Origin of the sequence: Ihuprevotella massiliensis, from assembly GCA_900095835.1 — a bacterium.
In the GTDB taxonomy this organism is placed as follows: domain Bacteria; phylum Bacteroidota; class Bacteroidia; order Bacteroidales; family Bacteroidaceae; genus Alloprevotella; species Alloprevotella massiliensis.
Window position 1 is genome coordinate 1,896,682 of record LT608321.1, and the last position, 25,672, is coordinate 1,922,353.

Sequence of the window (25,672 nt, forward strand, 5' to 3'; positions counted from 1 at the left end):
GTGGTTAAAGAAGGGTAGAATGCTCCAGAATGTGAGTTACTGAAGTCCGAGTCTTTGTTTTTTGGGATTAGTGATTCACCACCACCTTGTGGGTGATTTGTGCACCCGGAGTGGCGATGCGAAGGAGATAGACTCCGGGGGTGAGGGTGGTGAGATCGAAGGTTTCTTCATGACCTTGCGACACCTGTTGGAGGTTGCGCTGGAGAGCCACGCGACCATCCGTGCCTACCAACGAAATGGTGGCTGAGCGTTCGGGGTTGTTGAAGAGCACGTTCCACACGCTGCCGTCTCCTTGAAGGGTGACAGGCTGCGCAGAGCCCGACACACGTTCGATAGAGGTGAGCGGATCTTTTCCTGCCATCTCCAAAGCCATCTTCAGACCTTTGTAAGCATCGATGCGGCCATAGCCTTCTTGTTTGGTCCAGTTGTTGATAGAGCCCTTGCTAATTTTATAGGAAGTCTTGTCGATGATTTCTTCAATGTCATTATGATCCAAGTTGGGATTAGCCTCCAACCACAGCGCTATCACGCCCGACACGAAGGGAGCTGACATGGAAGTGCCTTGCATATCGGCATAGTAGTAGTCTTCGCCATTGACCTTCACCTTTTCAGACATCAACCAAAAGGTTTCATCAAAACCAGGATGAAGCTTGTTCATCGCACTGCACACTTGTGCACCAGGGCCGAGTACGGTGGGCTTTTTCACCTTGTCATTGAGCACAGGACCCATGCTAGAGAAATAGCTACGCTTGCCGATGGCGTCAGGAAAATTGAAGCTCTTCTTGGTAATCTTATTGGTGTGCGTGTTGCGACTAGTGTAGGCGCCTACGGTGATGGCTGCAGGAATGTTACCACCGGCATCAGCCACGGTGTAGTCGTTGTCGCCTTTGACTATGCGGCTATTGGCGACCTTGGGGAGCGTCTTTGTGATGTAAGCTCCATTCTGTGACACCCAACCGTGCACCAGTTCAGCTTGGTCTTTTGAGATATTCTTCAATCTCAGACCGAAGAGGATGGTGGCATCGTTTTCTTCCATGCGGACTTGAGGCAACTTGATCCAAAACTTGCTTTGGTATTTGTGCGTAAATTTGCTTTGCCCATCATGAAACCAAGCATGACTTTTCCAATAGCTTGCATCCTTATACACCACTTTGTTGTTGATGAAAAGGAAGGGGGTGACTTCGATGCGGTCTACCTTGTCGGTGCTTTGCGACCAAAGGTCGAAGGTGAAAGTCTTTGACTTCTTCTGATCGTCGGTGAGTTTATCGTATTCTAAGTAGTCAAAGAGGATGAAGCAGGAATCGCCGACAGCGATGTTGCGCTTCATGTGGATATTTCGGTCGCCATCATTGCCTGCTGATGCGACAAGGATGCCACCTTTGTTTTTACCTACCAGTGACATATTTTGGTCATAGCCTGTAGATCCATCATGTGGTCCCTCTTGTGAGCCAAAACTCATGTTGACCACCCAAGGCTTTTGGGCTTTCTTCGCTTGGGTGCGCACGAAACGCACATCTTCCAAAACTTCTGTGTCGAGGAAGGTGGAAGGAATCATGATGATGTCGGCTTCGGGGGCTACGCCATATTGTCCGTTGCCCACATCGCTACCAGCAGCGATGCCAGTGGTGTGGGTGCCGTGACCTCCAGCCCCATGGTCTTGCAAGTCAGTACCTACAGGGACTTTTTGTGTGGCAGATTTGGAACGGTTGGAAGTGGCTTGGGTGGAATAGCCTGAGCGGTCCCAAAGCCATTTCACACGGGAGTTGCCGTCTTTGTCGAGAAAGGCAGCGTGACGGAACTCAAAACTCTGGTCGATGACGGCGATGATGACGTCTTTTCCTCTGAAGGGAGTGTAGAGTTCTTTGCCTGCATGCACTTCGTCTACGTGCGACATGCTACGTGCTTCTTTCAAGAAGGGATATGCACGCTGAGGCATCGCCATCTCCACCACGTCCGCCAGTTGCGATAGGGTTTGAAGTTGGGCAATGGGGATTTCCACCAAAAGGAAGTTTTCGGTGATGACACGAGCAGTACCACCGAGTTGTTGGATTTGCTGTGCCACAGCTTCAGCTTTGTTCTCTGTGGTTTGGATATTGAACGCTACGGTGTTGAGCAACTGGAAGGTGCCATCGGGGGTGGTTTGCTGCAGGGAAGCACTGTCTACTTGGGTGGCTCCACGAGTGGCTATGAATTGCGTTGCCTGCTGATAGCCATTTGCCAGGAGGGTGAGTGTGGCATCGAGTTTGGGCAGTGCCTCGTAAGGAGCAATGAATGAAGAAGGACTGTTGACCACTGCACCACGGGTGGGCGTGGTAGCTGGGGCAGGAACAAAGATGCGTGCAGAGACAGCAAGCGCGGAGGCTAGAAGAAGGCTGCTGATTAAGGGTAACGAACGCTTCATGCAAGATGGTATTGGAAAAAAAAGGCGCAAAAGAGGGCTACTTAAGTGAGCATCTGCCCCTTTTGCACCTTAGACGATGTGTGGTGAGAACAAGAAGGAGGCGCGATAGGCGAAGACCTTCTTGTTTCAAGAATTTTGTAGTCTAGTTTTATAATTGGAGTTTACCTTGTTGGGTGCTGTAAGAGGTGGTGATTACTTGCCACGGCCTGATTGTACGTAGGTAATCACGGTTGACGCACCACCCGAAGAGAGTTGGAAAGTAGCCGTGCGAGCTTTCTCGCTGGTGTTTTCTCCGAAGGTGAGTTTTACGACATGATGTCCCTTGGCAGGTTGTTTTGCCTCTTCGGGAACGGTGAGCCAGTCGGCATCTGAAGTGAGGGAGTGGGTGGAGAGTTGGTTGTCGTAGAGATCGAACACCAAGTAGGTGGTTCCTCCCTTTTGTGGAAGCACTTCGCTGAAGTTGGGCATCACACTAGTGGAATTGTCTTGCTTAGCCACGACGGGGTAGGAAATGTTGAGCCAGCCCACTTGATAAATGTGGTGAGAAAGCCCATTAAGTGGACCACCAGTGGGGAGGATGCGGAGATAGCCGTGTTGAAGAAGTTGAGTGGCAGGTGCAGTGGCTGTAATCACTACGGGCGTTGTCATAAAATATCCTGACTTAACCTCTACTTCTTGTGGTGTGATGGTGAAGAAAGAGGGCTTGGTAGCTCCACTCACAGCATCAGGAGTGTCAGGGAGATAGCTTTGCGTGGTGGCATTGCTATTTTCGGGGGTTGTTTTCACCATTTCCACACGCGCCTTCCACGACTCTGTGCTGACTACCCACACGGTGTCTGTGGTTTTGTCTGCAAAGAAAGTAGTTGCTGTTCTATTGTCACGAGTGCGAAGTTCCATCTGATGATTTTCAACCTCGGATTTAGAATTACACCCAGTGAGAAGAGTGATGCCACCAAAGATGAGGGACGCTACATAAAAGAAGTGTTGTTTCATGATGTGGGGGGATGTTGGGGCAACCTGTGAGAGGGAGTTTCCTCCCACAGGTTGGGAGTTTATGGATTAGTAGGATAATGTTTGATGATCAAAGGTTGCATGACGCGCTATGGACATGTGCTTTTCAGACTTTCGTCAGCGTGCTCTGCAAAGGACGGTGGTTAATACCAGTCGATGTTGCTAGAGTAACTGCTTCGCTTCTCATATTTCAAAGCGTCTGCCAACTCTGCTGCGCGGGCGCGGAAGGAGAAGTTGAACGAGGAGTAGGGCAACAATACGATGCTACAAGACATCTCAAAGCAGTGCAAATCGCGAGAGAGCGAGGCTGTGGTCATGGAGAGCTTCTTATAGTTGAAGTCGTAGCCCGAAGAGAAGTTGATGTTCCACCCCTTAGCCAGCGTGATATTGCCCGAGAAGTTGAGCGTCTGTGTGAAGGAGTAGGGGTAGCGCATGTTGCGCGTGTTGATGGGCTTGGAGCGATCTTCAGCCATGGTGACACCATAACTGAAAGTGAGCGTCCAGGGCAGAGAGAATGCCAGATATCCATCTTCGTCGACGTCGGCAGCCACCTTCTTCTCATTCTTTTTGTCTTTATTTTTGCGGAGCATGGGATCGGTGTTGGCTTCTTCTTCGTCCAAATCGTCGGAATCTTCTTTGGGGTCAGGACGTTTATCCTCTTCTTTGGATTTTCCGATGATGCCTTCCCAAACTTTGTCCCAACCACGCCCTGCGAGCAAGCCGAAGAAGGTCATCATCTTCTTGTTGTCGAGGGTGTAGGAGATGTTTTGGCTCATGCCTTGGAAGCGTCCGAAGCGACCATGGCTCCACTCAGTGCTATTGCCCACAATGACATTGCCCTTTTCGTCAAACTCATAAGCGTAGGTGGCGAAACGTGCAGCCATGGAGAAGGTGTAGCGAGGGGAGAAGCGCAGACGTACATTGGTGGAGAGGTCACTCCACGGTTGGTAGTCTGTGGCTAGATTGTAGGACATCGAAGCTGAAAGCTCGTCGATGAGAGAAATCTTGCGGAATCCGCTGGTGTCGGCATCCGACTTGATTTTCATTTCCACATTGTTGGAAACGCTCATGTTGATGCTTCCTTGTCGTTTGCCAGAGGGGTATCCAAAAGCACCTGAAGCGTAGGGGGAGTATTCTTTTGTTGTTACCTTTCCATTGCGGTCGGTGTAGACATAGTTGGTGACATAGCCATAGCTGCGTGTGGTGAAGTCAGGTGCGTAAGAGAAACTTACGTTGGGCTTGAAGACGTGGCGAATGGCTTGAATGCGAGTGCCGAAGAGTTTGCTCCAAGGTTTGTAGAATCCGTAGAGCGTGGTGTTGAACGACATAGAGGCATTCCAATCATAGAGGTTGTAGAAACCATAGGTGGTGTCGCGTCGTTCGGCTTGTAAATTGTTGTCCCAGCTGAGGCGTTCGCGTGAGAGATAGGTGCGACCGCTGAAGTTGATGGAGGGAGAGATGTTGATGTATTTGAACAGCTGGAAAGTCGCATCAATGGGCACGCGGTGCTGCATACCGTTTCTCCACTTGAGTAGGGGAGTGTGGAAGAGTTTGTCTTCCTTGGTGTTGATGGAGTTGGTGAATTGTCCCGTGTAAGAAAGACTGATTTTCTCGTACCAGCGCTCTTTACCCACCGCCTTCTTGCGGCGGAAGGGGTAGAAGCGATTGACATTGATGGAGAGGTCGGGCAAGGTGATGGCGAGCGAAGAGTCGCGCATGTTTTGCGTGATGTTGCTTGATCCCGAAAGGGAGATGCCGAGCGAAGGAATGTTGTGGGTGAAACTTACCGAAGAGGCACGTGTAGACTGGGTGTAGGCAGTGGGGGTGTAGAGCGAGGTGAGGTTGCTGCGCTCATAGTTTTGTGAGGCATAATTGACACGTGCTGAGAAAGAAGTGTTGGGGTTGGCCTTCGCATCGGAAGAGTGCGACCACTGCACTTTGAGACTCGTGGTTTTGGAGAAGTCTGGCAGGTTCTTTTCGCCTGTGATGGTGGTGAGATAAGAGACGTAGAAGTTGCCGCGATAGGCATATCGCTTGGCATAGTTGGTTTCTGCCGATAGCCCCCACGAACCTTTGGTGTAGAGTTCTCCCAAAAGTTTGAGGTCCATGCGGTCGCTCAAGGCAAAATAGTAACCACCATCGCGGAGGTAAAAGCCGCGTGAGGTTTCATCACCATAACTGGGCATGATGATACCCGAAGAATATTTCTTGTTGAAGGGGAAGAATCCATAAGGAATGGCGAGTGGTAGCGGTACATCGGCTACTACCAAATAGGCTGGTCCGAAGAAGGTTTCCTTACCGGGCGACACCTTGGCTCGCGTGAGCTGGAGATAAAAGTGAGGATGGTCGGCATCGCAGGTGGTGTATTGCGCATCTTGGAGATAGAAGTTGCCATCGTTGGAGCGTTTTGAATCAACACTGCGCAAGAAACCATTACCTTGAGTGGTCTTTACCTTTTCGATAAATCCTTTTTTGGTCTTGAAATTGAACGACATGCGCTCACTTTCATAGTTTTCACTCCCTTGTTTATAGATGGGAGTGCCTTTCATGGCTTTGCCTGTGCTATCGGGTACCCCCTGTGCATGGACGATGGTAGAGTCCATGTTGAGCGTAATATAGTCAGCACTCAAATCCATGTTTTGATAGTGCACCTTGGCTTCACCATAAAGATGGGCAAAACCCGTGGTGGCATCGTAGACCAAGGAGTCCTTTGCCATGTAATCCACGGGCGCTTCCAAGCCCGAACGCTGACGGGTGGTGTCGAGCTTGGCAGAATCTGCCAGAGCCTTGGCATTGCTTACCGCAATCGTGGTGTCGCGTCGCAAGGTGCGGCTCAAACTATCGAGGTTGCCGGCTGGGGTGCGGTGCACGCTGTCGAGTGTTTGTGGCAAAGGGGAATTGCGATCTGCCTTCGCCACGAGTGCACTGTCGGATGAGGCAAGCGTGCTGAGCACTTGTGCGGTGTCTTCTACTGCATCGTTCAGCGCGCGGGTGCTCACAGCATTGGTGTCCGCTGCAACTGAAGGGGCAACGGAAGCGGAAGTCGTCGTGGAGGTCGCTATGGGGTGTGGTCGTCCAGACATGAGGACGCTTAGATTGCACCCAACGAGGGTGCTAGCCAATAGGAGAACGACTCCCCAGAGTAGGATTCTATGATGGATGATGCGTGGCAAGTGAGTTGTCTGATAGGAATGTATGATGAAAATAACCCTTAGCAAAGATGGCTTTTGACCAACACAGAAGAGGTGATCTCTCTGCACTGGTGCTAGCTTTGCCGCAGACTAGGGGCAAAGTTACGATTTTCTATTCGAAAAGCTCTGCCCAGCAGCGGAATTTCTCCACTCCAGCATCGCCAAACTTTTCTAAACTCGCGATGGTCTGAGCGATGCTGCGTTCGCGCTCCAAGTGGCTTTTGCTATAAAACTTATCGGCGTAACAAATGATTTGCTCTTCGATGGTTTCTGGCAGAAGGTCTTGGTCGGGCATGGGAAGACCACGCTGAGCGATGACTTGGCGCGTGAGTCCTGTTCCGGTGTGGCGCTCGCAGATGCGCGCAAGGGCTTCATAGAAAGATGTGTCTTCTTCTTGCAGTGAGGACGTACTTCCCTCGTGTTCCGCCTTTTGACGCAGCAACTCGGCTTCTTCGCGCAGGAGTTGCGCCCCGATGATGCCATGGAGCAGGTAGTGCGCTGTGCCATGACAGTGGATGCCAGGTGCGTCTGTGCGGAAGATGCCGATGTCGTGTAGCATGGCACCAGCTTCCACTAGGGCGCGATTGGCTCCTAGTTCGGGATGTCGATCCACAATCTGTAGCGCACGTGTGCAAACTTGCCGACTGTGGTGCAGCAACATGCGACGCAGTGCGTTGTCTTCGGGATAGTAGCGGTAGAGAAGTGCGAGATAATCCATAGGCTATGTGGTGGAAGAGCAGAAGAAATGGAAATTCCTGCGGAAGCGTCGGACGATTTTATAAAAACGGGAGAATTGTGCTTTTATTATTTTGTCGTTGACGTACCAGTGCGGGGGGCGGTTGTCGATCTACTGCCGTGAGCAGGGTTGGCGTGCGAGGCATTGCTACCAGCGGCATTGGATTTTGTCGTGGAAGTATTGGGTTTTGCCGTGGCGGGAGTGGACTTAGCCGCAGGAGCATTGGGCTTTGCAGGCGTCACATTGGGTTTAGCAGAAGTTGGCGCATTGGGTTTTGGGGCTAAAGGAGCCGGAGTGCGCTCAGATTCTTCGTTGTCATTGGCGTCTTCCTCACCTTGGTTTTGTCCATCGGCAAAGCCTTGGGCATAACCGCGCTTGTAGGCATCTGCATAGTTTCTGCGTTGAGCCTCTGTGGGAAACTTTGATGTATCATCATAAGAGGCGCGCTCCATGTCGTCTAGCCCATCTTGTAGTCCTGCAAAATAGCCATCTTCATAACCTGCATCAGAGGGAAGGCGCAAATCCATGGACACGGTGTCGGTGGGTTGTGCTGTGTTGGTGTCGCTCGAGGAGAAATCCTCGGTTGGTGCTACTGTGGTGTCGGGAGTTGCCATGCGTTGCGCGCTGTCGCGTGCTGCAAACCCCTCGGGAGTGAGGGGTACGTCGGAAGAGCGTTTCAAAAAAATGATGATGCCAACGGCAAGCAATACCACAGCGATAAAGAGGATGCTGCGGATAATGGTTTCGTTGCGATCAGAAGATGGGTTTGCCATATTGTGTTATCCCAGAGAGTTATCTTTGTTAGAAGTAGAATCGAAGCAAGTTTAGTCTAGCTTGTGCGCCTATCTGCGCTTGCGTCCTGCGTCGATGCGGAGGAAGATGAAGAGCAGGAGGGTGAATCCCCATAATGATGAACCACCATAGGAGAAAAAGGGTAGTGGAATGCCGATTACTGGAGCCACACCGAGCACCATGCCAATGTTGATGAAGACGTGGAAGAGTAAGATCGACAGTACGCAATAGCCAAAGACGCGTCCAAACCTGGTAGTTTGCCGTTCGGCTAGATAAATGAGACGCCAGATGAGGGCTAGGAAAAGCAGGAGTACTGCACTTGCTCCCAAAAAACCTTCTTCTTCTCCTACGGTGCAGAAAATGAAGTCGGTGTCTTGTTCTGGCACATAGTCAAGCTTGGTCTGCGTGCCGTTCATGAAGCCCTTGCCTTGTAGTCCACCAGAACCGATGGCTATCTTAGACTGCGTCACATTGTAGGACGCATCTCTGTCTTCCTCGATGCCGAGTAGTACACGGATGCGCGTGCGCTGATAGTCCTTCATTACATTGTTGAGGGCGTAGTCAGAAGCATAGAGAAAACCAATGCTTCCGAGCGAGAAGGCACTGATGAGGAGGAAGGTGCGCATGCGTTGTCCCAACCATTGCAGACCGATGTAGCTGATCATGGCGACTCCTCCAGCCAGTTGTGCCCAACTGATGTCGAAGGGGTAAATCCAAAGGGAAACGGCATAAGCAATGACATGGAGCAAGATGCCCCATAGGAGGATGCGCTGGGCGTGTTCGGGTTGTTTGGGACAGTAGACTCGGAGCATGCCAATGGTGAAAATCCAAATGAGTGCCATGACAATCACTTCGCCCAAGGAGGACAATGTGCCAGGTAAGGCAACATCGCCTTGACCGATGCCGATGACAAAATAGGCTACTGCGGCAACTCCGCAGAAGAGTATGCTTCCTGGCATGCCCTCACGATAGAACATGAGGAAAAACGACAGATAGACTAGGGCAGACCCCGTCTCTTTTTGTAAGATAATCAGGGCAAAAGGTAGAAGCACCACGCCAGCAGCACGGAGAAAATTTCGCCGTTCGTTGAGGGTGAATCCATATTGTCCAATGAGTTTTGCCACCATGAGCGAGGTGGCACATTTGGCAAATTCTGCCGGTTGGAGCGACACAGGACCCAGTGATATCCACGAGCGCGAACCTTTGATGTCATGCGCAATAAATGGGGTGACCAGCAACAAGAGCATCATACCCCAATAGAACAAGTCGGCGAGCATGTCGAAATAGCGGTCGTCGAACATGAGAATGACGGCTCCCAGTCCGAGAGAGCAGCAAATCCAAACTAATTGTTTGCCTGGACGTGTGTCGAACGACAAGAAGTCTATGCCACCGAAACTGTGACTAGCTCCGCACACACTGAGCCAGCCGAAGGCTAGGAGGGTGAGGAAGATGAGCAACACCCATCCGTCTGCTCGGAAAGCGGGGTTGAGTTGAAGATTATCGCGCTTGTCTGCCATAACTGATGTGACGATGTTGGAAGGTGTTGGCTTTGATTTCTGACGACGCAGACAGTTTACCATTTACATATTGCTCCATGATGAGAGAGCCTATCGGCACGGCAAAGTCGGCACCGAATCCGCCATTTTCTACATAGACACAGACGGCTATCTTGGGATTGTTCATCGGAGCAAAGCCCATAAATGCCGAGTGGTCGTGACCGCGGTTTTGCGCTGTGCCAGTTTTACCACAAACCTGCACGCCAGGGAAATCTGCACCTCGACAGGTACCTTGTTCCACTGCGCGGCGCATGCCTGCTACTGCGTAATTATAGTAGCGTCGGTCCACTTTTGTGCGACGCATATTGGTATAGGTAGTGTCGATGCGCTCACCTTGCACGCTGTGCACCACATGAGGCACGTAGAAATGTCCGCGGTTGGCGATGGTCGCTGCGAGATTGGCTATCTGCAGTGGAGTGGAAGTGACCTCACCTTGTCCGATGGAGATGGAAATGACGGTGAGTGCATTCCACGATTTTTTGTAGGCTTTGTCGTAATATGCCGCGTTGGGAATCATGCCTCGACGTTCTCCGGGAAGGTCTATCCCAAGTTTATAGCCAAAACCCATCGCCACGAGATGGTCTTTCCAGTGAGTCATGGCATTTTGCACGCTACCATATTTCCCTTTGTTGCCAAACATGCGCAGGAGATTCCAACAGAAATAGGCATTACAACTCGTGCCGATGGCAGGAACAAGGTTGATGGGTGAGGCGTGTCCGTGACATCCGAGGTGGAGCCCTTTGTAGTTGAAGCCATGATGGCAGGGGAAAGCCACGCTAGGATTGATGCTTCCCTCTTGCAGTCCTAGGAGAGCTTGGGAGATTTTGAAGGTAGAGCCTGGAGGGTAGAGCCCACCAATGGCGCGATTGAGGAGAGGTCTTCGCTCATCGCGCATGAGCACACTCATGTGTTTGCTGCGATCACGGCCTGCCATGCTACGTGGGTCGTAGGTGGGTGCCGAAGCCATGGCAATGATTTCTCCCGTGGCAGGTTCGATGGCTACGATGGCTCCGAGTTTTCCTTCCAACAAACGCTCTGCGAGTTGTTGAGTGGCAAGGTCGATGCCTAGCGTCAAGTTGCGACCAGGATGGGCTTGCGTGTCGAATTTTCCATCCATATATCTGCCTTGTGTGCGACCGTGTACGTCGCGGAGCATGATGCGCATGCCTTTCTCTCCACGAAGGGCTTTCTCGTAACTGCGTTCTACCCCAAGTTTGCCGATGTAGTCACCGCTCTTATAATAAGCATCACTGTCGACGTCTGCTTGGTTCACCTCTGCCACGTCGCCTAAGATGTGCGCACCGATGCCACTGGCATAGCGGCGCACACTGCGTTTTTCGACACTGAATCCGTTGAAACGAAAGAGTTTCTCGCGGAATTTGGAAAAGTCTTGTGCGGGGATTTGGCTCATAAAGAGCTGAGGTGTGTTGCGCGAATAGCCTGGATTTTTCTTGGAATCTTTGATTTCCGCCATCCGTGCGATATATTCCTCTTTGGTAATGCCAACGGTGGTGCAGAAGTCTAGGGTGTCGATGCCATGTTGGTCTTGCATCGTCACAAGGATGTTGTAAGAAGGCTCGTTATAGACGAGGAGTTTGCCGTTGCGGTCCATGATGAGACCGCGAGAGGGATAGATGATTTCTTTGCGAAAAGCGTTGGAGTCGGCACTCTTGCGGTAGTCATCGCTCATGAGTTGCAGCGTGAATAAGCGAATGAGGTAGACCGCGATGATGACTGCCGCCACCGCGCCTACTACAAATCTTCGCTTTTCATAACTGTAATCTTGGGACATAATTTAGACGTTGGTCGTTAGAGATTAGACTTTCGAGCGTTTCCGCTATTGCTCTTCGTAAAACCGAAGGTGAAATCCGTGAAATATAAGGAATAATGCTTATCCTGTAGCCTTTCGGCTCATGAGAAACTAACGCTACATGGCTTTATCAGTGTGTAGCATCGCTTGCTTCTTTCGCCTGCTTAGCGATAATTTTTGCACAGCGTGACTTTTTCCTTGTGTTGCAGGGCTTTTCGTGCGCTAGACACTTCGAGATGTGTTTCTGAGTTTCTCAAAAGTTGCCATGAATATCACGGTCAATGCCGTGCTACTCAACACTTCAATCAGCAGGCGAAGTGGGTCGAAGAGCGAGAAAGTCTCGAGGAGGAAAAAGACCAGCATGTGAAGAAACGTCACAGAGATAGCGAATTTCAGAAAGCCGCTCCATTGCATGGTGCGGATGGAGGGCGTGAACTCCTCTTCTAGTTTGTCGTCAGGCGCAAAGGCACGCAATAAAAGTGGTGTGATGAGCCCTACGAGTGTCAGAGCACCAGCAGCGACGCCAACGGTGTTGCTCAAGGTGTCGACAACGAGCCCTAGGGCGAAGCCCAACACTACGTATATCCATCGCGCAGTGCCATGAGGTAGCATGATGAGGGCATAGACATACGGCATTGGAGTGGCATATTGCAACAAGTGGATATGGTTGAACACTAAGGTTTGGGCGAGAATGAGACCCAATATCCAAAGGATGCGAGGGAGGATGACGTTAAACATTTGATATGCGTCGTTATAGCTTGGTTCGGGGTTGGCAAGAGCAGACAAGAGATGATGGACCTTCTCTTGGTATTTATTGAAGACTATCGGCTTTCTCTTGTAATTGTTGGATTTCTGCTTTGTAAGGAGTTACCACAACATTGACATCGCGCAAATTGGCAAAGTCAGTGCCAAGGACAATGTCCAAGCGATAGCTCTGTCCATCGGATGAGTTGCTCACCTTGTGCACGCGACCCACGAAGATGCCGGGAGGAAAAACCGAAGAATATCCCGAAGTTTCGATCACATTTCCTGCGCGCGCCTTGGCATAGCGTGGCACATCATCGAGTTGCGCCATGCGAGTGCTACCGCCGTCCCATTGCAGATAACCAAAATAGTTCTTTCCACGCACCCGACAAGAGATGCTCGATTTGGTGTGCGTCACTGGGAGTACTAAAGCATAGTTTTCGCCTACGAGGTAGACAATCCCTATGACACCTCCACCGCCCACAACACCCATCTCTGGGCGGATACCGTCTTTTCGTCCGCGGTTGATCACCAAATATCCATCATGCCCACGGCGCACTCCATTACTCACCACACGCGCTGGGAGCAACTGGAAGCCCGCAAGTTCTTGTCGCACCTTACGTTCGGTAAATGTGGTGTCGTGCGTTGCAGAGTCTAGTGCAGCGCGCAGCACCGCATTTTCTTGTTGCAGTTTCGTGTTCTCTGTGGTGAGAATCGCGTTGATATCTCCGAGTTTGAAATAGGCTTCGAGCGCAGCATAGGTCTCATTGGTCTTTGCTGCGCTTTCGTTTGCCGCAGTGTTCCACACGCTCCCTTGGTAGTTGTTGAACTGGAAAAGGAGCGTCAAACTAATACCCTCCAAGAGAATGAAGAGAAAGAGATAGTTGTAGCGGCGAAGGAAGTCGAGGAGTATTTGCATCGTTGGGGATATGATGGGCAAAAGCCCTGCCTACAGAAGAGACAGGGCGAAGGTTGCGCAGTATTTACTGCAAGGATGCGGGCTGCTCTCCAAAGGACGAACGCTGTGTTCAGCGAGAATTCATTCAGAAAGCAGGGAGGTCATCATGACAAAAGCCTAAAAGGCACATGGACTTATCGCATCAAGCAGGGATATTCGTCGATGTTGGCGAGCGCCTTGCCCGTACCTTTTGCCACACAGAGGAGCGGTTCTTCAGCTACGTGGAAGGGGATGTTGATCTTATTGCTCAAACGCTGTGCCAAACCACGAAGGAGGGCACCACCACCGGTGAGATAAATACCGTTCTTCACGATGTCGGCATAGAGTTCAGGTGGAGTGTTAGAGAGCGCATTGAGCACCGCCGTTTCGATAAGTCCCACAGAACGTTCGAGACAGTGGGCGATTTCCTGATAGCACACGGGCACTTCCATCGGGAGCGCAGTGATACGGTTAGGTCCATGCACCACGTAGTCTTCGGGAGCTTCGGAAGGAGGCAATTCAGCCAAGGCACTACCCACGTTGATTTTGATACGTTCCGCCATACGTTCAGAGACAGATACGTTGTGCTGACGGCTCATATATTCGCGAATGTCGGCAGTAAAGTCGTCGCCTGCCATCTTGATGGAGTTGTTCGATACGATACCACCCATAGAAATCACCGCGATTTCGGTAGTACCACCACCGATGTCCACCACCATATTGCCTTCGGGGGCGTTTACATCAAGACCAATACCGATGGCAGCTGCCATAGGTTCGAAAATCAGATATACATCGCGGCCGCCAGCGTGTTCGGCACTGTCGCGCACTGCACGGAGCTCCACTTCAGTAGAACCCGAAGGTACACCAATCACCATGCGGATGCTGGGGGTGAAAAGGTGGCGACTGGTGCGCACCATGTTGATGAGGCCGCGCATCATTTGTTCGCAGGCGTTAAAGTCCGCAATCACGCCATCGTGCAGAGGGCGAACCACACGGATTTTCTCGCTGGTCTTTTCATACATGAGCTTCGCACGCTCACCCACTGCGATAGTCTTCTCAGTGGTTGGGTCGAGTGCCACAACAGAAGGCTCGTTCACGGCAATCTCACCATCAGAGATAATGATGGTGTTTGCTGTGCCGAGGTCCATGGCAAGCTCACGCTTCATAGAGAAAAAGGAAGAAAAAATTCCCATTGTCAATATTTTGCTTGATTCATTGCCCAATAGGACGCATCCCTTTGGGCACTGTGTAAGGAGAAATCTAAACTAGATACGTTTGTCCTCGTTTAGTTTTTGCTAAACCACGCGTGGATAGCCGTGTCGTAGTGGCTAGAAGTAGCGAAAGCGTTGGTTGCAAATTGTTTGCGTTGTTCCAAAGTGGTTTCCGCACCTTGCGCCTTCACGATGTCGAGCAAGGGTTGGTAGTCTGCTTTAGAGGAAACAATCACCACATCCTTATGATTTTTCGCACCTGCGCGGATGAGAGAAATACCACCGATGTCAATCTTTTCGATGATGTCGGCATCAGAAGCACCAGAAGCCACCGTAGCTTCGAAGGGATAAAGGTCGACAATCACGAGATCAATTTCGGGGATTTCGTAGTGCGCCATTTGCTCACGATCGTCTGCCAAATCGCGTCTGCCGAGAATACCACCGAATACTTTGGGGTGAAGTGTCTTCACACGTCCACCGAGGATAGAAGGATAAGACGTCAAATCTTCCACTTGTTGGCAGGGAAGTCCGAGCGACACGATGAAGTCGTGCGTGCCACCAGTGGAAAGAAATTGAACACCTTCGTTGTGAAGGGCTTTGAGAAGTGCATCGAGCCCATCTTTGTGGAACACCGACACGAGAGCAGTTTTGATTTTGCGCGTAGTAGCCATAGGGTTGTTCGAGGAAAAATAATACGTGTGCGCAAAATTACAATAAAGTTTTGGATTATCCCCATAAATCTCTGTGATACCGCGTGAGTTTAGCCCTTTTTATTTCCACTTTTGCTATAAACTGCCCAATTTGCTCTATTTGCAACCCAGTTGCACGCGAATTTCTATATCTTTGCAGCATCAAAATCATCACACATTCTCTGAATTATGGATAAGCATTGTCACTCTCATCATGAAGAAAATACCGCTACATCGTCCTCTCACCAAGAGGAATGTGGCTGCCACGACCATTGCTGTTGCAATCACCACGATGAACACAATCCTCATCACGAAGAATCCGACAGCTGCGGCTGCGCCTGTGGATGTCACGCGCAAAACGGTCACGACCATGCCCACGGAGCAGCGCGGCAATGGGTGCTTTTTGCCATTGCTGCCACCGTGGCGCTCGTCACCTGGATACTCCAAAGCCTGGTAGAGCATCATTTTCTCGTCTTTCCCCACAGTGAGTGGACGCGTTATGGTTATTTAGTGGCTTATTTCTTCGCTGCGCAAACCGTCTTCAAGGGAGCTTGGAATGGACTGCGCAAAGGTCAGGTGTTCAACGAGTTCTTTCTCATGCTCATCGCCACTGTGGGAGCGATTGCCCTTGGGGATTATCCCGAAGCGGTGGGCGTGATGTTGTTCTATTTGTTGGGTGAAAACCTGCAAGGTCTAGCCGTGGGGCGTGCGCGTAAGAGCATCGCATCGCTCGTGGCTTTGCGTCCCGACACCTGCACCTTGGTCAATGAAACCTCGGGCGTCACGCAAATGTGCTGCCCTAAAGATGTAGCGCTCGGCAGTTTGCTCCATGTAGAGCGCGGCGCACGCGTTCCTCTGGATGGGGTGTTGTGCGAAGTTCCTGCTGTCATCACGGAGGGGAATCCTTATACTGCGGCACAATTCGACACCGCAGCTCTCACCGGAGAGAGCGTGGCGCGCAAAGTGGTTGTAGGTGAGCGCGTGATGTCGGGCTACATTGTGATGGATCGATCCATCTATCTCCGCACCGACCGCACTTTGGGCGAAGATGCCCTCTCGCGCATCCTCCAAATGGTGGAAGATGCCGCAACGCGCAAAGCTCCAGCCGAACAGATGCTCACCAAAATTGCACGCATCTACACTCCCGTGGTGGTGGCACTCGCTGCCTTGCTCGTGGTGGTGCCAGCTTTGGTGCAATGGGTTGTACCTCAGTCCGACATCGTCCTCAGCGATTGGGTGTATCGTGCCCTCGTCTTCCTCGTGGCTTCTTGTCCCTGCGCCTTGGTGCTGAGCATCCCCTTGAGCTATTTTGCCGGCATTGGTAGAGCTTCCAAGCGTGGTGTCCTCTTCAAGGGTGGTTTGCACCTAGATGCGGTGACGCAAATCGACACAGTGGTCTTCGACAAAACAGGTACCCTCACCACAGGTATTGTGACTTTGCAAGACGGCATGGACAGCGGTGCAGAAGGAGCCTTCTCGGTGAGCAATGATGAGGCGCGTGCCACGTCCAAAGCTGCGGTAGAGACGCTCCAACAGATGGGCATTCACACCGTGATGCTCTCAGGCGACTATACCGAAGCGGTGGATGCACTGGCGCAACAGTTAGGGCTCGATGAGTGGCATTCGCGCTTGTTGCCCGAAGACAAACTACATCATGTGGAACGCCTCATGAGCGAAGGGCGCAAGGTTGCCTTTGTGGGTGATGGCATCAACGATGCGCCAGTGTTGGCTCGTGCTCATGTCGGTTTTGCCATGGGAGCTGGTGGCACAGATGCTGCGGTGGAAACTGCCGATGTAGTCCTCGCCACCGATGATCCACTCCGTGTGGCAGATGCCATTCGTGCCGGTCGTAGCACCCGCCGCTTAGTGTGGGAAAACGTCATCTTGGCGATTGGCATTAAAACTATCGTGTTGTTGCTCTCCGCTTTCGGCTTAGCCGGCATGTGGGCTGCCGTGTTTGCCGACACAGGTGTTGTATTGCTCTGCGTGCTCAATGTGCTTCGTCCTCGACGATAGCGCAAGGCTTACTCTTTTTTCCCTCAAAGGGTGCAAATCATCTCTGTCAGATGGTTTGCACCCTTTTTTGTTTTCCCAGCGCAGTGGGCAGGGAGTGGAGCGATGTGTTGCCCTTTGCGCTCTATCCTCGCTTGTGTAAGAAATCTGTGCTATAGAGTTGGAAAGGGTAAATGGCTTAAAGTGAGTTGTTTATCGTGCGAAAGAAAGAGGAGCTCCGAGTGGCTTAAAAAAAACGTGGGAGATTTTTCAAAAAACGTTGGAGATAATTTTGAAAATGTCCAACGTTTTTCCAGAAACGTGGGAGTCTTTTTTAGACGCGTCGGAGATGATAACAGCAGCGCCAGCAAACTCCTTTCAACGAGCGGAATTATTCATTGTTAAAAAGGCTTTCAATGACATTCCTCGTGCGTGCGTACGCGCGCACACTACAGCGATTTTGCACTTTTTGCTTTCACAACCTTCACGGATTTCTGTGTAACGACTTGTCCTTCAGGGAATAAGGAGCGTATTTCGGACATATTTTAACGAAATTCGTATTCTCACGCAGATTTTGCCCTAGTTGAGCCCTTTTTCTTTCCTTACCAAAAGCAATCTTCCGCCCTACATTTCTCCCCAAAAACGAAGGATATTGTGAAGGTTGTGAAAGCAAAAAATCAGAATTTCCAGGGAATGCGCGCGCGGGTCATGCGCGTACGAGCAAACTGCCCAAGACCAAGAGGCATCATCGCCCTTTTCTGATCAATACACGCCAACAACCTCAAATAACAACCTCAAACTGCCACTTCCGTTAAAGTCAAATCCCATCGAGAAATAAGAAAGAAAGCAACCCAAAATCAGATACTGACAACTACACATAGCAAAATAACTTATCACTAAAGAAAAAAGTGCAGTTTTCTGCGATTTTTTCTCACTTTGGACACTTATCCTCCCATATACTGATAGGGGGCGTCATCAACGCTACACGCTCTGCATAGGACGAGCCCCCTCCCCTACTCATCTACTTTCACGGCAAGAGCCAACCCAACATATTCTCAAAATCGCAAAGGAATTCCTTAAAACTCCAATCGGTCATTAGATCCTGACCAGATTTCATTCCATCGTTGAGCAGATTGTTTCTCATTAGCCTTTGGTGTAGCGTGCCACGTCGAGAACAAACGAGAAACAAGAGCCAACAAGAGAATGAAAGAGGACCAGAAGATATCTTCTCTATAACGAATTGCACTATAACGGTCTAACGACCGATTGGGGGTTATATTTGGACATTCCTTCGCTTTCGATCTTAAAAGAAGAAGGATTCCTCATCCTATACCAGAGACAAGCTTCCTTTTAGAAACTCATATAGTTTCTCGGACAATACAAAAAGCCTTTCTTCTCCCGAATTGGGGTTGAGAGTAAAGTGCAGAAAATTACAGGTTTGTCTGTCGCCTTTCTGCAAATCTCTGAGGGTCAATGTGAAAAGTGCATTAGTCTACGAGTTCATCGGCAGGATAGCCACCCATTTCGCGGATGGCATTCTTGAGATGTACGTATTGGCGATAGAGATTGTTTTCTGGTTCTTCGCCCACGGTATAGTCGTGTTGAGGGCTCTTGAGGTAGAAGCTCAAGAAGCGTTGTGTGCCGTAGCGCCCATCGCGCGCAGCGGCATCAATGAGCAACACCAAGTCGAGGCAGAGTGGTGCGGCAAGGATGGAGTCGCGACAGAGAAAATTGATTTTCACCTGCATGGGATAGCCCATCCATCCGAAGATGTCGATGTTGTCCCAGCCTTCTTTGTCGTCGCCACGTGGGGGATAGTAGTTGATGCGCACCTTGTGATAGTAGTCGCCATAGAGGTCGGGCTGATCTTCGGGGCGGAGAATGGTCTCGAGGGTAGAGAGTTTAGACACCTCTTTCGTCTTGAAGTTTTCAGGTTCGTCCAAGACAAGACCATCGCGGTTGCCCAAGATGTTGGTGGAGAACCAACCGTTGAGTCCCAGACAGCGTGTGCTGAGGATGGGCGAGAAGCCACTCTTCACGAGGGTTTGTCCAGTCTTGAAATCCTTACCTGCGATGGGCACGCGTTGTTGTTCTGCCAGTTGCCACATGGCTGGGATGTCCACGGTGGTGTTGGGCGCACCCATGACGAAAGGCGCGCCTTCCATGAGGGCAGCATAGGCATAGCACATGGAGGGAGCCACATGTTCGCGGTCATCGGCACGCATGGCAGCTTCGAGTGAAGCCACAGATTCGTGCACCTTGTCCACAGGTACATAGATTTCGGTAGAAGCAGCCCACAGCACTACCACACGATCCACACCACGTTCAGTCTTAAATTGGCGGATGTCTTGGCGCAAGTGTTCCACCATCTCCCATCGCGTCATCTCGGGCAGCACGTTGGTGCCGTCTAGACGTTGGGCATAGTGACGGTCGAAAGCCGCACGGAGCGGACGAATCGCCTCAAGTTCGGCTTGAAGGGGCAATAGGTCTTTGGCGCGGAGCACATCAGCGTTTACTGCACTCTCGAAAGCATTGTCGGGATATACGTCCCACGCGGCAAACTCCAGGTCGTTGAGCGAAGGAAGTGAGAGGATTTCTGGATAAGAGAGGTAGCGTTTGGTTTCGCCTGTGCCAACGCGGATTTTATCATATTGGGTGAGTGCGCCCACAGGTTTGGTGAGTCCTTTGCGTGCTGAGAGCACACCAGCAATAAAAGTGGTACTAACGGCGCCAAGACCAACGATCATTACGCCGAGTTTTCCAGTAGCTTCTTTCATGTGTCGAGATGAATTTTGTAGAGTTTTCAGAGCGTTCTACAAGTCTGTGGCTCATATCAAGGAGGATGAGCCGTGTTTACAAAGTTCAAAGTTACACATTCTTTTGCGGTAGTGCGAAGAAAATCGGCGAAAATGCACAATCCTAGGTGTAGATTGCATACTAAAAAAGACCCTTCTCTCCCTATTTGAGCAAAAGGAGCGCAATTTTGCGGCAAACTATCGGACTGCCCTCAAAAAATATCGTACTTTTGCAGTAACCATTTGATGGTGGTCTACTACAGCTGTGCGACATATCGCGCAGTGATTGGCATTTGTATTCCAGCCCCACGCATCTTTCCTTTTATGACCTCACAGACTTCTCTAGACACTTCCAATAAATTCAATGCACTTGGCGAAAAGTCCATCCCTAAACTCTTGGTGCAATACTCCCTCCCTGCCATTATTGCCATGGTGGTGTCGTCGCTCTACAACATCATCGACGGCATCTTCATCGGACAAGCAGTGGGAGCGGATGCCATCTCTGGTTTGGCACTGACCAATCCGCTCATGGCGATTTCGGCTGCCTTTGGAGCAATGGTCGGTATCGGTGGGTCTACGCTCATGAGCATCCGTTTGGGACAGAAAGACTACAAAGCGGCGCATGCCATCTTGGGCAATGTTATTGTGCTCAATGTGATGATTGGACTTACACTCGGCTTAGTGCTGGAGCTAAATCTTGATTCCATCCTCCGCCTATTTGGTGCTTCCGATCGCACACTCCCACATGCTAGAGCTTACATGCAAATTTTGCTCTTCGGTAATGTGTTTACCCACATGTATTATGGCTTAAATGCTCAACTGCGTTCGACCAGTCGCCCGATGTATGCCATGTATGCCAACATCGGCACGGTGGCGATAAATACCGTCTTGGCTTATCTCTTTGTGATGCGCCTAGGGTGGGGCATTGCAGGGGCAGCGTGGAGCACCCTCATCGCACAGATGTGCGCCCTGTGTTGGCAATTCTGGCTCTTTAGTAGGAAGGATAGTCCTGTGCGTCTATTGCGTCGCTATCTTCGTCCGCAAGGGCGCATCATGAAAGAGGTACTCACCATCGGACTTCCCCAATTTCTCATCAACACCACCACAAGTCTTGTCGCCATCACCATCATGCGCTCTATGGCAGAATATGGAGGGGACACTGCTGTTGGTGCGTATGGCATCGTCAATCGCCTAGCCATGTTCATGGCTTTTGTGGTGATGGGACTCGACCAAGGCATGCTCCCCATCGCAGGTTACAACTTTGGGGCACAGAAGTTTCATCGTTTGGAAAGTGTGGTCAAATACACCCTCGTGGCTGCCACGGTGGTCACTACCTTAAGTTTTGCCGCCAGCCATCTCTTCCCCGGAGCCTTGGTAGGACTATTCGTGAAAGATGCTCCCGAACTCGCTGCGGCAGGCGAACATGGGCTACGTGTGGTGAGTATCTTTTGGCCCGTGATAGGGATGCAGATTGTTTCCTCTGCCTTCTTTCAGAGCATTGGATCTCCAGCAAAGAGTATTTTCCTCTCGCTCACGCGTCAACTCATTTTCCTCATCCCCTTGGTACTCACTTTGCCTCGCATTTTACCCAATTTCCTTTCTGGAGCTGCACCCATCGACGGAGTGTGGTATTCGCTCCCTGCAGCGGATGGTGTGGCAGCACTGATTTCTGTGGTGATGCTTGTGGCACAAATTCGCAAATTGCGCCAAAAAAGTGCTGAGCGCCTCTAATCTCCTTGCCGTCGTTTGGCTATAATTTCTATGGATGGTCTGCCCCATTTTGTGGAATGCCAGAATGTTTTATCAAATCATGTATAACTTCTAATTGCTGTATCTATAATGTCTACCCCTTTCGTCATTAACATTGGTCGCCAACTTGGTAGTGGAGGCCGTGAAATTGGCAAGCGCCTTGCCGAGCGTTTCAACATTGCTTATTACGACAAGGAGATTCTGTCGCTGGCAGCCCAAGAGAGTGGACTGCGTCAAGGACTCTTCGAACGGAGTGATGAGAAGAAAGGTCTTTTTCGTAGCATTTTCCACGTGGTACAGCCCTTTTTCGGGGGCGGTGGTGACTTCTACGACAACCAACTCTCCGAGGAAAACCTTTTTATCATCCAAAGTCGTGTCATCCAACGCATCGCTTCTGAACGCTCTTGTGTGTTCATCGGACGTGTTGCCGACTACATTCTGCGCGAGCACCCTCGTCATGTGAACATTTTCATTACTGCTAATCTCGATGACCGCATACGTCGTGTGGCACAGCGTCGCAATGTCTTGCCCAAAGCTGCCCAAAGCATCATCGAAGAAGCCGACGATGAACGCGCCACTTACTACAACTTCTATTCTTCTGGCACGTGGGGCGCAGCAGATACCTATGACCTTTGCGTGAATTCTTCCCTTTTGGGCATAGAAGGTACGGTGGATTTTATTGCCAACTTCATTGAACATCTGGGTTTTTCCCAAGAATAAAAGCCACCCTATCGCACGGACTTTTCGTGTTTTAGGAAGACACTTCCCTACTTTCTGTATGGCCGTTGTTGGACTTTGGGAAGTGTTCCCTAGAACCTGCTGAAAGCCATTACTTGCCTTGGGAAAAAGTGGGTGCCAAAGGGACCTTTTTTACAAAAATAATCCCACCTCAAGAAAGCGTCTTGAGGTGGGATTGTTGCTTTGTTGCGATGTATCGCAGCGTGTGCTGGATTGTTGCGAAACAAGGTAAAGTAGGCATCTGCAATAGCAGAAGATGCACTCACAACAGTCTGCGAGGTGGAAGTTTACTTACGTCCGAAGATAGAGAAATGGACGTAGCGTTTGGGGGCCTTTCTCACATCATAAAGGAGAGAGTCTGCGTTGAGTACAGCCTGGTTGAGGCGATCATAGAGTGCGCGGTCATGGAGGAAGGCACCGAGATTGTTGTCTTTAGAATTGAGCTTCTGCTGCATATCGCTCATCACGTTGGTGAGTTGTCCCGTCATGTGTCGCACATCTTGGAGCGTCCCATTGACGTTTTGCATCGTGCCGTCCACATCTACCTTTGCCAAATTGCCACTCAAGGTAGCGGCATTGCCTGCAGTGCGGTTGAGATGTGCCATCATCAAAGGTACGTCCTTCGCCATAAGTCCATCCAGACGTGCGGTGGTGTGCTTGAGGTGCTCCGTGATTTCGGCAGCATTGACAATCGTTTGTTGGAGTTCTGCTGTGGCAGTCAAGCGGTTGAGGTTGGTGAGGATGCTGTCAATCTTGGGCAACATTTGATGTACTTGTGGGAGCATCGCGCTAGCTTGTTCCATGGCGCCTTGGTGGAGTCCGCCGGAGATGGTGTCGAAAGGTGCAACCACGGCAGTAGGATTAGCGCCAAGGAGCAGGTTCATTGTCACACCACCCATGAGCGCCACTTCGAGTTCCGCTGTCGTACCTTGGGGCACAGCCATGTCTTGGTCCAACTCGATGCGTACGACTACGCCATCGTTGTCACTATAATTATAGTTGATGTCGCGGACGATGCCCACAGGATAGCCGTTAGCATAAACGGCATTGGAGACAGCAAGCCCTTTGATGTCCTTAAACTTGACATAGTAGGAATTGCTCGACTCGAAAATATTGATGCCTTTGAGGAAGTTGATGCCTACAAAGAGCAAGATGCCCGCAGCGATAGCGGTGAGTGCGATTTTGATTTCGCGAGTAATCTTGAACATGTGGAGAAGTTTAGTTTTTGCCATTTGGCGTAAGCTTAGAGAGCTTTATTGCTTCGGCAAGTTCTGTGCGTTGATTGTTGAGAAATGCTACGACAAAGGCATCTGGAAAACGATCTGCAATTTCTTTTTGCAGGCGCTTTGCCTCGTCATAGTTTGTAGTTGCGCCGTAAGTATATTTGTAGCGTCCACCTTCTTCGTAGTATTCCACGGGAGAAAGTCCCTTGAAATGTCGGTCGTCACTGCGAAGTGCGCGGTCGATGGTGAAGAGTTGTAGCTTAAATACTACGCGTTGGTTATTGGATTTTTCTGGGACTTTGGGAGCAGTCTGGGCTTCTTTTTTCTGCTTCTCCTTGGTCTCCTTTGTGACTGTTTTGGATTCTTGTTTTTCAGTCTTAGTTTCTTGCTTTTGCGTCTTAATCTCAGGTTGAGTTCTCTTTGTTTCTTGTTGAACTACTTTGACTTCCTGTTTTGCAGTTTTGACTTCTTGCTTCTGAGTTTTGACTGTTTGCTCGACCACCTTGACCTCTTGGTTCATTGTTTTGTGGTCTTGGTTCGCCGCGACGGAGAGCGCTTCTACAGTCTTAGCGGCTGTTGATGCAGTCTTGGCGAGCTTTTGGGTGGGAGGAGGCACCATGATGTCGATGGGCTGGGAGGTCTGTTCTGCCACAAGGGGAGTGGTGGTGTTGAGTTGCGGAGTGGTGACCTCCACGGGAAGCACGGGCACCAATGAATCTTGGTGAACCGTCGCTCCAGCCTTGGCAGGTGTGGATGTGGCAACAGCAGGGGGAAGTTCGGGCAAGGAGATGACCTTAGCAGTTTCTTCATGCGTTTTCTCCACTGGAGTTGCCGGTTGCCCAAAAGGGCGCGTGGGCACGGGCACCACCTCGGCTTTGAGTGTGGAAACATCCACGGGTTGGGGCACTGCCACTGAGTTGCGCACGGCATCTCGTGGAGACACAGGCTCTGCTATGGGAGTTGTTTCTGCCACCAAAGGTTGGGCTTCGCCTTCATCGTTCGTGTTTTCGGGAGAAAGCACATTTTCGGCATGATGCTTTTGGCGATAAGCCTTAAACCCTTCGAAGATGGCGCGTGCCAGAGTTTCCACCCCTTGGCGAGAGTGTAGGAATTTTTCTTCTTCGGCATTGGAAATGAAACCCAATTCGGTGAGCACCGAAGGCATGGAAGTGGCACGGAGCACGAGAAAACCAGCTTGATGCACGCCCTTATTGTGGCGACCCGATGAGGTGTAGTTCCGCTGGATGGCGCGCGCAAGGTCTACACTTTGCTGCATATTGCGATCTTGCATAAATTCGAAGATAATATAGCTCTCCGACTTGCGAGGATCGAAATTGTGATAGGTTTGTTTGTAGTTGTTTTCTTGCGTGATGACACTGTTTTCTCGCTTTGCCACCTCGAGATTGTCCGCTGCGCGGTGCATACCCAAGGTGTAAGTCTCTGCCCCCATCGGAGCCGCTTTCCCCACGGGCGAAGAGTTGGTGTGCACAGAGATGAAGAGATCCGCTTTGTTGCGGTTGGCAATGTCTGCACGTCCTTGAAGGGTGACAAAAACGTCGGTCTTTCGGGTGTAAATCACCTTAACGTCAGGGCAATTCTGTTCGACTAATCTGCCGAGTGCCAGAGCCACATTGAGGTTGATGTCCTTTTCTTTGGTGAGCTGTCCCACTGCTCCGGCGTCTTTTCCGCCGTGTCCAGCGTCAATGACCAGCACGAAGGGACGTTTTGTTGCAGCGTTGACCGATAAGCACGCACCACTGCCCCATACCACTGCGAAGAGTAGCATGAGTATCCAGACGAGTCGTGCCCAATGGTTTCGAAAAATCATAGTGGTATGTCGCATCGTTTGAAATGATGTTGCCTGGCAAAGTTAATCATTTTCGGGGGAATAGCCCTCATTTCTGATGGAATAGTCTTGCCTGTATCGGATATTTTGCATATTCCACCCGTAGTATAGGTGAAATCTTCACTTAGTAACAACAAATTCGCCTCACTTCTTTTGGGGGAAGTAAGGCGAATTTGAGCCTTTTGTGCGTGAGCTGTGCCTAAATGACCGACCTGCAGACGGCATTTTGGGGTGTGCATCCCTTGAGGATG

Annotated in this window: 16 protein-coding genes and 1 pseudogene; 3 read left to right on the forward strand and 14 right to left on the reverse strand. The window is 50.6% G+C overall.

Features of this window, described 5'->3' with window-relative positions; all coding sequences use genetic code 11:
- Positions 1-67 precede the first annotated feature (67 nt).
- From BQ2633_RS07720 to BQ2633_RS07770, 11 genes are all read right to left on the reverse strand, one after another.
- Positions 68-2,401: a S8 family peptidase gene (locus BQ2633_RS07720; protein WP_075566230.1), complete on the reverse strand. Its 2,334-nt coding sequence runs from the start codon at positions 2,399-2,401 to the stop codon at positions 68-70.
- 192 nt (positions 2,402-2,593) lie between these two features.
- On the reverse strand, positions 2,594-3,394 hold the full coding sequence (locus BQ2633_RS07725; RefSeq protein ID WP_075566232.1) for a BACON domain-containing protein: 801 nt from the start codon (positions 3,392-3,394) through the stop codon (positions 2,594-2,596).
- A gap of 161 nt (positions 3,395-3,555) precedes the next feature.
- Positions 3,556-6,495, reverse strand: a complete 2,940-nt coding sequence (locus BQ2633_RS07730) for a putative LPS assembly protein LptD (RefSeq protein ID WP_075566234.1) — start codon at positions 6,493-6,495, stop codon at positions 3,556-3,558.
- 220 nt (positions 6,496-6,715) lie between these two features.
- Positions 6,716-7,321 carry an HD domain-containing protein gene (locus BQ2633_RS07735; RefSeq protein ID WP_075566235.1) on the reverse strand — a complete coding sequence of 202 codons (606 nt, stop codon included), beginning with the start codon at positions 7,319-7,321 and terminating at the stop codon, positions 6,716-6,718.
- Positions 7,322-7,407: 86 nt separating this feature from the next.
- Entirely contained in the window at positions 7,408-8,112 is a 705-nt protein-coding gene (locus BQ2633_RS07740; protein ID WP_075566238.1) for a prolipoprotein diacylglyceryl transferase, read from the reverse strand.
- A gap of 69 nt (positions 8,113-8,181) precedes the next feature.
- Complete coding sequence (gene rodA, locus BQ2633_RS07745; RefSeq protein WP_075566239.1) at positions 8,182-9,648, reverse strand: rod shape-determining protein RodA; 1,467 nt, start codon at positions 9,646-9,648, stop codon at positions 8,182-8,184.
- Positions 9,629-11,479, reverse strand: a complete 1,851-nt coding sequence (gene mrdA, locus BQ2633_RS07750) for a penicillin-binding protein 2 (RefSeq protein WP_075566241.1) — start codon at positions 11,477-11,479, stop codon at positions 9,629-9,631. The genes rodA and mrdA overlap by 20 nt, the downstream gene beginning before the upstream one ends.
- A 240-nt stretch (positions 11,480-11,719) precedes the next feature.
- Positions 11,720-12,235: a rod shape-determining protein MreD gene (mreD, locus tag BQ2633_RS07755; RefSeq protein WP_075566243.1), complete on the reverse strand. Its 516-nt coding sequence runs from the start codon at positions 12,233-12,235 to the stop codon at positions 11,720-11,722.
- Positions 12,236-12,308: 73 nt separating this feature from the next.
- Positions 12,309-13,160 (reverse strand): rod shape-determining protein MreC, encoded by an 852-nt coding sequence (mreC, locus tag BQ2633_RS07760; RefSeq protein WP_075566245.1) that lies wholly within the window; start codon positions 13,158-13,160, stop codon positions 12,309-12,311.
- A gap of 173 nt (positions 13,161-13,333) precedes the next feature.
- A complete protein-coding gene (locus BQ2633_RS07765) occupies positions 13,334-14,371 on the reverse strand; it encodes a rod shape-determining protein (RefSeq protein WP_075566247.1) in 1,038 nt (345 codons plus the stop codon).
- A gap of 92 nt (positions 14,372-14,463) precedes the next feature.
- The gene (locus BQ2633_RS07770; RefSeq protein ID WP_075566249.1) at positions 14,464-15,060 is read right to left on the reverse strand and encodes an IMP cyclohydrolase; all 597 of its coding nucleotides are present in this window, start codon (positions 15,058-15,060) and stop codon (positions 14,464-14,466) included.
- A gap of 207 nt (positions 15,061-15,267) precedes the next feature.
- Here BQ2633_RS07770 and BQ2633_RS07780 point away from each other — a divergent pair, with 207 nt between their 5' ends.
- Positions 15,268-17,094 (forward strand): HAD-IC family P-type ATPase, encoded by a 1,827-nt coding sequence (locus BQ2633_RS07780; protein WP_083233996.1) that lies wholly within the window; start codon positions 15,268-15,270, stop codon positions 17,092-17,094.
- A 1,463-nt stretch (positions 17,095-18,557) separates the two neighbouring features.
- Here the strand turns inward: BQ2633_RS07780 and BQ2633_RS07785 are convergent.
- On the reverse strand, positions 18,558-19,847 hold the full coding sequence (locus BQ2633_RS07785) for an inositol-3-phosphate synthase (protein ID WP_075566255.1): 1,290 nt from the start codon (positions 19,845-19,847) through the stop codon (positions 18,558-18,560).
- 342 nt (positions 19,848-20,189) lie between these two features.
- Here BQ2633_RS07785 and BQ2633_RS07790 point away from each other — a divergent pair, with 342 nt between their 5' ends.
- Both BQ2633_RS07790 and BQ2633_RS07795 read left to right on the forward strand, forming a co-directional pair.
- Positions 20,190-21,596, forward strand: coding sequence for an MATE family efflux transporter (locus BQ2633_RS07790; protein WP_075567299.1), 1,407 nt, complete (start codon positions 20,190-20,192; stop codon positions 21,594-21,596).
- A gap of 108 nt (positions 21,597-21,704) precedes the next feature.
- Positions 21,705-22,334 carry a cytidylate kinase-like family protein gene (locus BQ2633_RS07795; RefSeq protein ID WP_075566257.1) on the forward strand — a complete coding sequence of 210 codons (630 nt, stop codon included), beginning with the start codon at positions 21,705-21,707 and terminating at the stop codon, positions 22,332-22,334.
- A 305-nt stretch (positions 22,335-22,639) separates the two neighbouring features.
- Here BQ2633_RS07795 and BQ2633_RS07800 read toward each other — a convergent pair whose 3' ends face one another.
- Both BQ2633_RS07800 and BQ2633_RS11600 read right to left on the reverse strand, forming a co-directional pair.
- On the reverse strand, positions 22,640-23,584 hold the full coding sequence (locus tag BQ2633_RS07800; RefSeq protein WP_083233997.1) for an MlaD family protein: 945 nt from the start codon (positions 23,582-23,584) through the stop codon (positions 22,640-22,642).
- A 1,024-nt stretch (positions 23,585-24,608) separates the two neighbouring features.
- Positions 24,609-25,361 (reverse strand): annotated as a pseudogene (locus BQ2633_RS11600) (N-acetylmuramoyl-L-alanine amidase family protein); the annotation flags it as partial.
- Positions 25,362-25,672: the final 311 nt, after the last annotated feature.